We start from the raw sequence: 12,853 nt of genomic DNA, 5'->3' as shown, positions 1-12,853 counted from the left end.
GGCGCTCCTCGACCTGCGGGGACGCTACGCGGCGGCGTCGAGGCCTCGGCGCTGCAGCAGGGGCGCGATCTCGGCGTCGCGACCGAGGAAGTCGCGGAAGGCGGCCAGCGGATCCTTCGAGCCGCCCACGCCCAGCAGTCGCTCGCGGAAGCGCTGGCCGGCCTCGCGGATCGACGGCTGCTGCTTGAACCACTCGACGGTGTCGGCGTCCATGACCTCCGACCAGATGTACGAGTAGTAGCCGGCCGAGTAGCCGCCCGAGAACACGTGCTGGAAGTAGCCCGTGGAGTAGCGCGTCGGCACCGTCTCGCTCAGCAGGCCAACCTGCTCGAGGGCGTCGCGCTCGAACGCCGCGACATCCACGACCTTGTCGCCCGCGACGCGTGCGTGCCAGGCCTGGTCGAGCAGTGCCGCGGCGAGGTACTCGCTCGTGTCGTGGCCCTGGTTGAACGACTCCGACGCCTGCAGGCGCTCGATCACCGCGGCGGGCAGCACCTCGCCCGTCTCGATGTGCTTGGCGTAGTTGTCGACGATGCCGGGCCACAGCATCCACATCTCGTTCACCTGGCTGGGGAACTCGACGAAGTCGCGGAACACGTTCGTGCCGCCGAACGACGGGTAGGTGACCTCGGCGAACAGCCCGTGCAGGGCGTGGCCGAACTCGTGGAAGAGCGTGCTGGTCTCGTCGAACGTCAGCAGCGTCGGCGTGCCGGCCGGGGGCTTGGGCACGTTGAGGTTGTTCATCACGACCGTCGGGTGCCCGAGCAGCGTGTTCTGCTGGATGAGCGGGTTCATCCACGCACCGCCGCGCTTGGAGTCGCGCGTGTAGAGGTCGAGCAGATAGAGGCCGACCTCGCTGCCGTCCTCGTTGTGCACCTCGAAGACGCGCACGTCGGGGTGGTAGCCGACCAGGTCGTCGCGCTCGGTGAACGTGACGCCGTACACCTGCGTCGCGGCGTGGAAGACGCCGTCCCAGAGCACGCGCTCTGCCTCGAAGTAGGGGCGCAGGGCGGCGGTGTCGACGTCGAAGCGCGCCGTGCGCTCCTTCTCGGTCCAGAAGTCCCAGTCCCATGCGGCGAGCTCGTACGACTCACCCGCGGCCTCGATCTGCGCCTGCAGGGCGGCGGCCTCGACCTTCGCGTTCGCGGCGGCAGGGGCGGCAAGCTTCGTCAGCATCGCCATCACGTTCTCTGGCGAGCCGGCCGTCTGGTCGGCGGTGATCGCGTGGGCGTGGGTGGCGAAGCCCAGCAGCTTCGCGCGCTCGGCGCGGGCGGCGGTGAGCTCGAGCACCGTCTCGCGGTTGTCGTGCTCGTTGCCGCGCGTGCCGCGTGCGAGGGATGCCTCCAACACCCGCCGACGCACATCGCGGTTCGTGAGCGACGCAAGCCACGGGTGGCCGGTGAACAGCGGCAGCGTGATGAGCCACTTGCCGTCCAGACCCCGGTCGGACGCGGCTGAGGCAGCCGCCTGCTGCTCGCCGTCGGAGAGCCCGTCGAGCTCGGCCGCGTCGTCGATGACGACCGCGAGATCGTTGGTGTCAGCCTGCAGGTGCTTGTCGAAGCGTGTGGTGAGCGTCGCGATCTGCTGGTTGAGCTCCTTCAGGCGGTCGCGCGCCGCGTCATCCAGCCCGGCCCCCGCAACGGTCATCTCGGTGAACCTGCGCTCCACGAGGTAGCGCTGCTCGTCGGTCCACTCGGGGCGAGGGTCCTCGTGCAGCGTCTTGATGCGCGAGTACAGCGCCGGGTCGAGCGTGATCGAGTCGGCATGCGCCGCGAAGCGCGGCGCGTAACGCTCCTCGAGTTGCTCCAGGAACGGGCTCGAGTCGGTCGACGTCATGCTCCAGAAGACGTGCGCGACGCGGGAGAGGATCCCGCCGGAGCGCTCGAGCGGCTCGATGGTGTTCTCGAAGGTGGGCGCCGAGCGCTGCACGACGATCGCGCGCACCTCGGCAGCCTGCTCGGCGAAGCCGGCCTCGAGCGCCTCCTCGTAGTGCTCGTCGCGGATGTCGGCAAAAGGCGGCAGCTGATACGGGAGCGCGCTCGGCGCCAGGAAGGGATTGGTCATGGCGCCACCCTACGTGGCGCAGCTCCGCCGAACGCTCAGCCCACGCCACTTGCAAAGAAACGTTTGCAAACGGTACGCTGGATGCATGATCGACGCCGCCGTCGACGGATCCGGCGGCGCGAGCAAGGCCCCGGTGGCCGTCGAACTCGAAGCCCTCAAAGCCCTTGCCCACCCGTTGCGCGTGCGCATCCTGCATGTGCTGACGACGCGAGGGCCGCAGACCTCCTCGTCGCTCGCGGTCGAGTTGGGGGAGTCGACCGGCTCCACCAGCTACCACCTGCGACAGCTCGAGGCGAAGGGCTTCATCGCTGAGGACGCAAGCCTCGGCACGGCGCGCGAGCGCTGGTGGCGGCGCGCCGTCGACCTGGTGCAGCTCAGGACGAAGGATCTCGCCGACCAGCCGGAGGGCCGCACCGCATCCGCCGCCGTGCTGGGCGTCTGGACCCAGCATGACGGTGAGCTGCTGCGCACGTTCATCGCCACCGGCGAGGAGCGCTACGACGAGCCGACGCTCGCTGCCGCGCGCGTGTCCTCACGCGCGGCGACCATGCCGGCCAGCGAGCTGCGCCGGCTCACGCGCGACGTCCACCAGCTCGTGCAGGAGCGGGTCGCCGCTGCCGAGCGAGCGCAGCCCGACGGAGCGGACCCCACCCACCGGATCCAGATCCAGTTCAACGCCTTCCCGATCGACTGATCGTGAGCACGACCATCAAGGAGCACACCATGCCGAAGCACGACGCCCATCCCGTGACCACCCCCATCTGGCTGATCCAGGACCGCTACGACCGCGCCGAGGTCATCCTGCGGCCTATGCGCTAGGAGCGAGTCCGGTCTCGTGACGCGCGCGGCTGCGCCGCACGCTCCTCGACCTACGAGTGACGGACGCGGCTGCGCCGCACGCTCCTCGACCTACGAGTGGTGGCCGCGGCTGCGCCGCAGGCTCCTCGACCTACGAGTGACGGACGCGGCTGCGCCGCACGCTCCTCGACCTACGAGTGACGGACGCGGCTGCGCCGCATGCTCCTCGACCTACGAGTGACGGACGCGGCTGCGCCGCCCGCGCCTGGACCCGCGTCGGTCACTCCGTCGGGCAGGTGCGATCCGCCGTGCCCTCGTAGTCGGGTACGGGTCGATCTGCAGCTTCCTCGGGCGTGGCGGCAATGCCGTTCTCCGCGATGTCGTTGATCAGCCAGTCCATCTCGCGGATCTCACGCTTCTGCGCTTCGCTGATGTCGATCGCGAGTTGGCAGACGCGGACGTCCTGGATCTGTGCGCGCTCGGATCGCGTGATGGCAAGCGAGTGGTGGGGGATCATGCCCTGCATGAAGGCGGTGTCATCGACCGTGATCTGGCTGCGGTCGAGGAACACGCCTCCGCCGATGACGAGTACGCCAGCGACGATGATCGCGATGTTCGCTTTGGTGTTCTTGTACATGCTCAGCATCCAGCCCAGCATGACGAGGACCATGGTGCCGCCCATGGTGAGCGCCATGAAGATGCGACTCTCGCTCAGCCGGATGTGACCCCACTCCCAGGAGCCGGCGAACATCACGAAGTACATGATGACGACGGCGGTGAGGATCATCGCGCCGAAACGGAGGTACATGCTGACCGACGTGTTCTTCTGCCGCTGCTCGTCGTGAGCGCCGGCGTGGTCGTCGTTGTGGTTGCTCATTGTTCTCTCTCCAGGTTCCATCAGTGGTGAAGGGTTCGTTCGTGCATTGCTGGCTGCCAGCTCAAGCGCGGTGGCTCGGTGAGCGCGGGACCGCGCTCATCCACAGCACGCCGGTCGTGGACGCGACGATGTAGCCGACCGTGCCCGTGCCCGGATCGAAAGCGGGACTCGCTCGATCGCGAGCGCGTGCATCTTGCGTCAGCGCTCGCCCGCGGTGCCTGCCGACGTTGGAAGGGCCGGCGCGGCCAGCATCAGGTGCGGCTGATGCAGAGCACTGTCAGCGAGGGCGGCGGCGGCAAGGCCTGTGCTTGGGCCGGCCACCCGCCACGCCCGCCGCTGTCGTGCGGACGTGTGGCGGCGGTCCACCATCGAGGCAGAGGGCCGATCAGGAGGATCACCGCGGCGATCAGCGCGAGCACGCACGCCATCCAAGCCATGGAGCCATCATCGCCGCAGTCTGCGCACTCCGGCGTCGTCGCAGCGGCAGCGCTGTGTGCGCCGAGCGGGACGGAGACGGCCACCGTGTCGCTGGTGCCGGCGACCGTGTCGTGGCGCTCGGCGGCGTCCGCATGGATGTTGAGGGAGTGCATGGCCAGCAGCCCGACGATGATGCTGGCGGCCAGGAGGATGATCGTCAGCACACCACGGGCAGGTGCATCCTGCTTGCGCAGGCGTTCAGAGATGCTGATCAGCGACATGCTCACCTCCCGCCCGATGGGGTACCGGCTTGCCGCTCACCGTCTACGAGCGGCATCCGGGCTCAACTGCAGCCGGCGAAGCGGCCGCACGTTGCGGACGACGATAGCGGACGACGAGCCGGTTTCCTGGGAATGTCGGATCGCAGGACGTGCAGCCGGCGACCACGCTGCATCCATCCGCGCGGGGCGCCGGGCCGCTCAGAGTAGTTGCGGGGCGAGCATCACCGACGCGAACCCTGCGAGCAGCACCGTGGCGGCGAGCAGCAGCGCGGTCGCCTGCACCGTCGGGTGCGCAGTTGGGAGCGCGGTGCGCGCCGCGCCCTCCGGGATCGCGCGGAACGGCGCAGTGAAGAGTCGGAGGTAGTAGAAGAGGCTCACGACCGTGTTGACGGCAGCGACCACCACCAGCCACACGAGTCCGCCGTCCCACGTTGCAGCGAAGACGGCGAGCTTGCCGAAGAAGACCGCGGTCGGTGGCGTTCCCACCAGACTGAGCGCGCCGACCACGATGGTGGCAGTCAGCCAGGGATGCTGGCGCGCCGTGCCGGCGAAGTCTTCGATGCGCCCGCGTCCCGGCAGCGCGGCGAGAGCACCGAAGAGCGTCAGGTTCGAGACGCTGTAGAGCACGAGATACGCGAGCAGGCTCGTGGGCGCGGCAGCGGCGCCGCCGACGACAGCGACCGGCATCAGCAGGTACCCGACCTGGCTCACCGTCGACCAGCCCAGCAGTCGGCGCACATCGTGCTGCAGGAGGGCGGCAAGATTGCCGACGGTCATGCTCAGCGCCGCGAGCACCGCGACGAGCAGCGGCACATCGAAGGTGGACGGCAGCGCACCCACCAGGCGGATGATCGCGACGAGAGCACCGATCTTGGGAACCGTCGTGACGAATGCTCCCACGGCTGTGCCGGCGGCCTCGGTGGCATCGGGCACCCAGAAGTGCCCGGGGACGGCGCCCGCCTTGAACAGCAGACCGGTGATGACCGCGACGGCTCCGATGATGACGGCGGAGGTCGGGGCGGCCGCGAGGGCGCTCTGCATGCTCACGTAGCTGCTCGTGCCGGCGAGCGCGGTCAGGAGCGCCGCGCCCGCGAGCAGCAGCACGCCGAAGAGCGCCCCCATCAGGTACGTCTTGAGCGTCGCTTCGGCTGCGCGCGGCGACCGACGGATGCCGATCAGTGCGTAGAGGGGGATGCTCGACAGCAGGAACGCGGCGATCAGCACCAGCAGATCGGTGCCGCCGCCCATCACGACCGTGCCGAGCGTTGCGAGCAGGAGCAGCGTGTAGGACTCCGACTCACGCGCAGCGCCCAGGAACTCCTGCCGTCCGATCATGACGACGACCGCAGTGCAGAGGGGCGCGAGCACGCGCGCGAGCGTGGTCGAGGCGTCGACGACGTAGGTGCCGGTGAAGATGGGATCGTCGGGCCCTCCGCTGGCAGCCAGTGCTGCAGCCGGACTGACCACGAGCGCTCCCAGCGTCAACCAGCGCACCACTCCCCGGCGCCGACCAGGCAGGAAGCTGCCGGCCAGCAGCACCGTCACTGCGGCAGCGAGCAGCACGGCCTCGGGGACGAGCGCCAGGTAGTTCATCGACATCGGCATCATGGGCTGAGCAAGCCGAGCAGCTGTTCAGCAGCGGGTGCGACGATCTCGATGAGCGGGCCAGGAACGATGCCGATGACCACCGCCAAGCCCAGCAGCAGCACGAGCGGCACCGACTCGTGGCGCCGAAGGTCAGCGAAGTCGGGCGTGAGGCCGGCCTCGCCACCGGTGAAGACTCGCTGGAACGTGCGCAGAAACAGCACGGCCACGATGAGGATGCCGGGAAGGGCCAACGCCGCCCACATGGTCGAACCGATGCTGCCGGTGAAGATCTGGAACTCCGCGATGAACCCGCTGAAGCCCGGCAGGCCCAGCGAGGCGAACGCGGCGACAGCGAAGAATCCCGCGAAGCGAGGCGCGCGCGAGGCCAGTCCTCCGTACTCCCGCAGGTCGTAGTTGCCGGTGCGCTCCCAGAACACCCCCGCCAGCAGGAAGAGCGCGCCGGTGATGAGGCCGTGCGACACCATCTGGATCGTCGCGCCCGTGAGCGCGAGCTGCTGTGCCTGCTCGCTGTCGGGCGCCAGGATGCCGGCGGCTCCGACGGCAAGGATCACGTATCCCATGTGGTTGATCGACGTGAATGCGATCATCCGCTTGATGTCGGTCTGCGCCAGCGCCACCAGGGCGCCGTAGAGCACCGACACGATGCCGACGGCGACGATGATCCATGCTCCGGCTCGCCAAGCATCAGGGAGCATCGGCATCGCGATCCGCACGAATCCGTAGGTGCCCATCTTCAGCATCACTGCGGCGAGCACGACCGATCCGATGCTGGGGGCGTCGGTGTGCGCCGGTGGCAGCCAGGAGTGGAAGGGGAAGGTGGGAGTCTTGATCGCCAGCCCGATCACCACGGCGACGAGGATCAGGCCCCCGGCCAGGGCGTCGCCGGTGAAGGCGCCGGCCTGCGACAGCTCGACCATGTCGAACGTGTGCGGCGCAGAGTGCAGGTAGAGCCCGATGAAGCCGAGGAGCAGCGCCAGCGACCCGAGGAAGGTGTACAGGAAGAACTTCAGCGCAGAGCGTCGCGCGTCGCCGTGACCCCAGCCTGCGATCACGAAGTACATGCCGACGATCGACAGGTCGAACCAGAGGAAGAAGAGGATCAGGTCCTGCGCGGCGAAGACACCCAGGCACGTGGTCTGCAGGAAAAGGAACAGGGCGGCCTGCGCCCGTGGGCGGTCGTCGACTCGCATCGACCACAGCGCGCTGGCGACGAAGATCACGCCGGTGAGGAGCATGAGCGGGATCGAGAAGCCGTCGATGCCGATGTGATAGCTGGTGCCGACGCCTGGCATCCACGCGAGCTGCTCCTCCGCGACCAGGCCGTTGTCGCCGGTCGGCCCGGCGACCGAGACCGCGACGATGAGGGCGAGATCGACGACTGTCGTGAGCAGCCATGTCCAGCGCGCCGCGGATGGCGAGAGCCGGGGGAGCAGGGCGAGCACGATGCCGACAGCCACCGGCAGGAAGATGACAATGCTGAGCACAGGGCTACCTCACAACGATCAACAGGACGATGAATGCGGCCGCGGCAACCGCTCCGACGGCGTAGTAGTCGGCGATGCGACCGGTCTGGGACCGACGAGCCCCCCGCGCCGCGAGCCGGGTGAGGCTCACCACGCGGCTGACCATCGCATCGACGCCGCCGTCGGCGGAGCGGGTCGATCTTCCCGCGCGGTCGAGCGCTCGCGGCGACCGGTCGACCGCCGCGTCGAGCAGCTCGTCGCTGCGAGCCGTGCGCGTGGCCAGCTGCTGCAGCGCGCGGGGTGACCGATCGATGAGCGCATCGAGGCGGCTGTCGAAGCGGGCGAGCGCTGCCGCCGTCGCCTCCGTCGGGCGACCGACCAGACCTGCGGCGGCTCGCTCGAGGCCGAACCAGACCGCTGCGCCAGGGATGCCCGGCAGCCGGTACCGGAGGACGATCAGGCCGACGATGACGGCGAGCACGGCCGAGGCAATGAGTTCGGCGATGGTGCTGTGCGGCTGCGCTGCGACGCCGAGCGCCGCGCGGAATGGTCCGTCCAGCCCCGGCGCAGCGAGCACCCCGAGCACCGTTGCACCGATGGCGAGGATCACGAGCGGGCCGAGCGCCGCCGCGGGGACGCGCCGGGTGCCCCGGTGCTCGTGATCCCAGCCGGTCTCGCGCCGCTCCACCTGCACTGGCGCCCACGCGACGGCGATGATCTTCGCCGAGTAGGCCGCCGACAGCACCGCTCCCACGAGCCCCGCCGCATAGAGTGCGGGGCTCGCTTCGAGCGCGCCTGCGAGCACGGCGTCCTTCGTCAGCCACAGCGACAGCGGCGGGATGCCAGCCAGTGCGAGGGCCCCGATCAGGAAGGTCACCCCGACCAGGGGCCAGCGGCGGCCCACGCCGCGCAGCGCCTGCAGCTGCTTGGTGCCGGTCGCCGCCAGCCAGAGCCCTGCGACGAGGAAGAGCAGCGCCTTCGTGGAGGCGTGGGCGATCAGCTGCGCAGTGCCGCTGGCCGTCGCACCGATCCCGGCGGCGAGCGCCACGAACCCCAGCTGCGCCGCAGTGGAGGCCGCGAGGAGCTGCTTGAGATCGGTCTGGGCGACGGCGACCACGCCCAGCACGATGGCCGTGGCCGCACCGATCCAGGCGGCCGCCCATCCCGCCCATTCGGTGGCGAGCAGCAGCGGACTCAGCCGCAGCAGCAGGTAGCCACCCATCGCGACCATCGCCGCCGAGTGCAGCAGGGCGCTCACGGGGCTGGGCCCCTCCATCGCGCGGGACAGCCAGAAGCTGAACGGCAGCTGCGCGGCCTTCCCGAGACCGGCGATCAGCACGCCGGCTGCGATCAGAGACAGCCATGGTTCGGGGGCGCCTCGCAGGTCGTCGAGCTGCCAGCCGACACCCGCGATGACCGCCACACCCGCCGCCAGGTAGAGCCCGATGTCAGCGGCACGGGTCACGCTGAACGCGACGAGACCGGCGGGCACAGCGCGCGCGCTCCGCCAGTGGAAGCCGATCAGTGCGTAGGAGGTCGCACCCATGATCTCCCACGCGGCCAGCAGCGACACGAGCGACGTGGAGGTCACCGTCACGAACACGGCGGCGACGAACACCAGCATCAGGCCATGGAACCGAGCTTCCGGCTCGGTGCGTTCCGCGACGGCGATGATCAGGACGAGCAGCGCGACGGTGGCGATCGTCGGCAGCAGCACCGCGGAGAGCCCATCGACAGCGAGGGTCGCTCCGCTGCCCACGATGAACGGCGCGTCGGACATCGGACGGGTGACCGCGGCGGCGATCGCGGCGATCAGGGCGAGCGCGGTCACCGCGATCGACGTCGCTGGCGCGATGCGGTCGGCGCGTCGACCGCCGAGCAGCAGGCCCACGCCCGCCGCTGCGGGGAGCGCGATGAGCGCGAGGAGCAGGGGACTCATCCGCCCAGTTCCGTCGCCGAGTCGATCATGTCCGATCCGCGGGACCGATGGACGATCGTCGCGACGGCGAAGCCCATCGCCATCTCGACCGTCATCGCAGCGAGGACGACGATGAGCAGGGTCTGGCCATCGGGCGTGGGTGCGAGGAACCACCAGAGCCCTCCGGCGGCAAGGAGCACGCCGTTGACCATCAGCTCGATGCCCATCATCACCATCACGACCACCTGCTGCGACAGGGCACCGTACAGGCCGACCGCGAACAGCGCGGCCGCCACGAGGAGCACCACTTCGAGCGTCATCGCGAGTCTCCTCCGGCATCCTGCGCCTCGGCGTGGCCATGACCGTCGTGCGCTGCGGTACCGCTGGGCGCCTCGTCGCCCCCGGCCGACCGGCTGTGCGGATTGGCCAGCACGAGCGCGGCCACGATGGTCGCGAAGAGCACGGGGCTGACGATCAGCATCACCAGCATCTTCGAGCCCATGATCGCCTCGCCCAGCGACCTGGTCAGATCTGCTGCCGGGTCGCCCGTGCGGGATGGCCAGGGGATGACGAGCACCGCCACGGCGAGCAGGATGAACACGCCGACCGCGATCGCCATCGACCGGCGCTTGCTGTGCGTCATGTCCATCGGCATCAGCGCCGGGTTCATTCCCATGAACATCACCATGAACACGCCCATGATCGCCATCTCCATGAGCATCATCAGGATGGTGATCACGCCGAGGTAGTCCAGGTCGAGCAGCAGCAGGATCGCGCCGACGCACACGAAGGAGACGGCGAGGGCGTAGGTGGCTCGCGCCATCGAGTTGACGACGAACACCGCGATGCCGCTGGCGACGGCGACGATCCCGAGCACCCAGAACAGCACGGCGGTCAACATCACAGCGCACCTTCGTTCGTGCCGACGATCACGGCGACGACCGCCACCTGCACGATGGTCGCCGGCAGGATGACGACCCACGCGAGCCAGGCGAGCCGATCGGGCCGGATCATGGGGAAGAGCCGTCGGACCAGCAGCATCCCCGCGAGCACCAGCAGCGTCTTGATGAGCACCCACGCCGCAGGCGGCAGCCACGGACCGCTCCCGCCCCCGAGGAACAGCGGCACGGCGAAGGCGGCCCCGGCCACCAGCACCGTGTACCGACCTACGAGCACGAGCAGCCGGTCGACGCTGCTGAGCTCGGCCAGAACGCCGGAGGCGATGTCACCGCTCATCGCGGTCTGGAACGGCCCCCATGACGAGAACGCCACCACGGATGCCGCGAAGATCAGGAACGCGACGGGCATCCAGACGACGAACCACACCTGCTCCTGCGCGCTCTGCAGGTCGAGCATGCGCAGGCTCTGCGCGGCGATCGCCGGCGCAGTGAGCGCGAACATCAGCGGCAGCTCGTACGAGAGCGCCAGCGCGAGGAATCGGTAGCCGCCCACGAGCGACCATCCGCTGTTGGCGCCCCATCCGAGCAGCCACCACAGCACCCACAGCAGCACGTCCATGGCGTTGAACCAGACGAGGCCAACCGGCAGGTCGGCGAGCACGAACGGGCCGAACGGGATGACGAGCAGCTTCAGCATCGCCGTGACGATGAGGCCCGCACCCGCGATGCGCCACAGCAGCGAGTCTGCGCCGAGCAGCGTGCGACGCTGCTGACGCAGGAGCCGGCTCACCTCCCGCACGGGTGCCGCTGCCGCGGCGGCGACGGGCGCACCGGCTGAGCGAGCGTCCAACATCGCGTTCGCCGCAGCCGTCGCCCACGCGACAGCGCCGAGGCCCGCGGCCACCGCGAGCACAGTTGCGACGACGGCAGCCACGTCATTCATGGGCGGCCGCCTCTCGTGTGATCGCGTGGTCCAGCCCGAGCGATGCGACGAGCAGACGGACGGCCGAGAGCTCGTGCCCGACGACGGCGCTGCGGATCGCGTCGGCGGTCGCGTCGGCGTCGCGAGCAGGCTTCGGCCGCAAGATGGGCGAGGCCGCCACAGGTTCGAGCAGCGCGCTGCAGGCGCGGAGCCAGTCCATGAGAGCGCGGCGCGGGTCCCCCGCATCCCGCGCGACGTCGCTCGTGGTCCATGCAAGGGTGCGCGATCGCTCGATCCGTCGCATGACCACAGTCAGCCGGGAGAGGATCCGGTCGGTCGGCACGCCCCCGAGGATGTCGTTGCGGATGCGCCGCACGCGAGCGGCCATCGGATCCCAGCCGGCGACGGCGAGCACGCGAGATGCCGCGTCGCACGCGCGCGCCGCCTCGTCGAGGACGGATGCGTCCGATGGCTCATCGACTCCCCACCACTCGACCTCCGCGTCAGCGACGACGTCGCCGTGCAACGTGCAATGCAGCACGAGTGCCGCTGGCCAGTCGGCGAGGATCGGGCCCAAGGTGAGGTGCGTCGCGTCCATCTCGAGACCGTCGCGATCCTTCGCGCCTTCGGCGAGCGGGATGCCGCCGGGGCCCGACATGTCCATGTCGTGCCCGGTGTGGTCCATGTCGTGCCCGGTGTGGTCGATGTCGTGCCCGGTGTGGTCGATGTCGTGCCCGGTGTGGTCGATGTCGTGCCCGGTGTGGTCCATGTCGTGCCCGGTGTGGTCCATGTCGTGCCCGGCGTGCTCCATGTCGTCAGCGGCGTCGTCGGAGTCGTCGCCAGCCATTTCCCTGGCGTGCTCGTCTGGCATGGCTGTGTCAGCAGTCTGTGTCCGCGGCCTCCGGGCGCGCGCACGCTGGGCGGCGGTGTCGGCGAGATCCGCAGCGATCGCGTCCATGGTCGACGCAAGGCGTGCGGGATCGGCGACAGTCGCCAACGTGCGGGGCGCAGGCACCTGATCCCAGACCGCATCGATCCGCTCGCTCAACCGAGCATGGGGGCTCCCGCAGACCAGGATGGCGTCCGTGTCCGCTGGGCTGCTCGCGAGCGCCCAGCCGCGGACCGTCACCGCGGCCTCTGCGCGCATGCGCAGCAGCCCCGACCCCGGGACCTCGACGATCATGACGTGCACGCGCTTGACCGCCGCATCCGTCACCCACCGCGTCAGACCCATCGGAACGCCCGCTCCCTGGCTGCCCACACCACGCCGGCGACCAGCAGCGCCAGGAAGACGAACATCTCGATGATCGCCTCGGCGCCACGCTCCGCGACGATCACCGCCCATGGATACATGAAGAGCATCTCGACGTCGAAGGCCAGGAACACCAGCGAGATCGGGTACCAACGTGCATGGAACCGGGAGAGGGCGTGCTCGCGGGGCACCCAGCCGGACTGGAACGGCAGTACCTCTGCGACGTCGCGCGTGATGGTCAGGAGCCTGCCGAGGCCGTACAGGCCCGCGACCGCGGCGACGCCGACGAGGATGACGATGAGCACACCGAGGTAGGGCGACACCGTTCACACCTCTACTTCCAGATCGAGGAAG

Annotated in this window: 13 protein-coding genes; 2 read left to right on the top strand and 11 right to left on the bottom strand. The window is 69.6% G+C overall.

Annotated elements, in window-relative coordinates:
• Positions 1-24: 24 nt before the first annotated feature.
• Positions 25-2,064, bottom strand: a complete 2,040-nt coding sequence (locus ABG090_RS07695) for a M3 family metallopeptidase (protein WP_347753869.1) — start codon at positions 2,062-2,064, stop codon at positions 25-27.
• An 85-nt stretch (positions 2,065-2,149) separates the two neighbouring features.
• Here ABG090_RS07695 and ABG090_RS07690 point away from each other — a divergent pair, with 85 nt between their 5' ends.
• Together ABG090_RS07690 and ABG090_RS07685 are read left to right on the top strand one after the other, a co-directional pair.
• Complete coding sequence (locus ABG090_RS07690) at positions 2,150-2,758, top strand: helix-turn-helix domain-containing protein (RefSeq protein ID WP_347753868.1); 609 nt, start codon at positions 2,150-2,152, stop codon at positions 2,756-2,758.
• A gap of 2 nt (positions 2,759-2,760) precedes the next feature.
• On the top strand, positions 2,761-2,883 hold the full coding sequence (locus ABG090_RS07685; protein WP_347753866.1) for a hypothetical protein: 123 nt from the start codon (positions 2,761-2,763) through the stop codon (positions 2,881-2,883).
• A 259-nt stretch (positions 2,884-3,142) separates the two neighbouring features.
• On the opposite strand, the gene ABG090_RS07680 is transcribed toward ABG090_RS07685, so the two are convergent.
• From ABG090_RS07680 to ABG090_RS07635, 10 genes are all read right to left on the bottom strand, one after another.
• A complete protein-coding gene (locus ABG090_RS07680) occupies positions 3,143-3,739 on the bottom strand; it encodes a DUF305 domain-containing protein (protein ID WP_347753865.1) in 597 nt (198 codons plus the stop codon).
• A 251-nt stretch (positions 3,740-3,990) separates the two neighbouring features.
• Positions 3,991-4,437 (bottom strand): DUF6153 family protein, encoded by a 447-nt coding sequence (locus ABG090_RS07675; protein WP_347753864.1) that lies wholly within the window; start codon positions 4,435-4,437, stop codon positions 3,991-3,993.
• Between the two features lie 198 nt (positions 4,438-4,635).
• A complete protein-coding gene (locus tag ABG090_RS07670; RefSeq protein WP_347753862.1) occupies positions 4,636-6,045 on the bottom strand; it encodes a proton-conducting transporter membrane subunit in 1,410 nt (469 codons plus the stop codon).
• Complete coding sequence (locus ABG090_RS07665; protein WP_347753860.1) at positions 6,042-7,529, bottom strand: NADH-quinone oxidoreductase subunit M; 1,488 nt, start codon at positions 7,527-7,529, stop codon at positions 6,042-6,044. Before ABG090_RS07665 ends, ABG090_RS07670 begins: the two co-directional genes overlap by 4 nt.
• A gap of 4 nt (positions 7,530-7,533) precedes the next feature.
• The gene (locus ABG090_RS07660) at positions 7,534-9,447 is read right to left on the bottom strand and encodes a proton-conducting transporter membrane subunit (protein WP_347753858.1); all 1,914 of its coding nucleotides are present in this window, start codon (positions 9,445-9,447) and stop codon (positions 7,534-7,536) included.
• The gene (locus ABG090_RS07655) at positions 9,444-9,746 is read right to left on the bottom strand and encodes an NADH-quinone oxidoreductase subunit K (RefSeq protein WP_347753857.1); all 303 of its coding nucleotides are present in this window, start codon (positions 9,744-9,746) and stop codon (positions 9,444-9,446) included. The genes ABG090_RS07660 and ABG090_RS07655 overlap by 4 nt, the downstream gene beginning before the upstream one ends.
• Complete coding sequence (locus ABG090_RS07650; RefSeq protein ID WP_347753856.1) at positions 9,743-10,327, bottom strand: NADH-quinone oxidoreductase subunit J; 585 nt, start codon at positions 10,325-10,327, stop codon at positions 9,743-9,745. Before ABG090_RS07650 ends, ABG090_RS07655 begins: the two co-directional genes overlap by 4 nt.
• Complete coding sequence (locus tag ABG090_RS07645) at positions 10,327-11,268, bottom strand: complex I subunit 1 family protein (protein ID WP_347753854.1); 942 nt, start codon at positions 11,266-11,268, stop codon at positions 10,327-10,329. The genes ABG090_RS07650 and ABG090_RS07645 overlap by 1 nt, the downstream gene beginning before the upstream one ends.
• Positions 11,261-12,481, bottom strand: a complete 1,221-nt coding sequence (locus ABG090_RS07640; RefSeq protein ID WP_347753853.1) for a hypothetical protein — start codon at positions 12,479-12,481, stop codon at positions 11,261-11,263. The genes ABG090_RS07645 and ABG090_RS07640 overlap by 8 nt, the downstream gene beginning before the upstream one ends.
• Positions 12,472-12,822 carry an NADH-quinone oxidoreductase subunit A gene (locus tag ABG090_RS07635; protein ID WP_347753851.1) on the bottom strand — a complete coding sequence of 117 codons (351 nt, stop codon included), beginning with the start codon at positions 12,820-12,822 and terminating at the stop codon, positions 12,472-12,474. The genes ABG090_RS07640 and ABG090_RS07635 overlap by 10 nt, the downstream gene beginning before the upstream one ends.
• Positions 12,823-12,853 lie beyond the last annotated feature (31 nt).

Source organism: Agrococcus sp. ProA11 (assembly GCF_039880525.1).
Taxonomy (GTDB): domain Bacteria; phylum Actinomycetota; class Actinomycetes; order Actinomycetales; family Microbacteriaceae; genus Agrococcus; species Agrococcus chionoecetis.
Note: the sequence above shows the minus strand (reverse complement) of the source record. Positions and strands in the feature narration are given on the sequence as shown.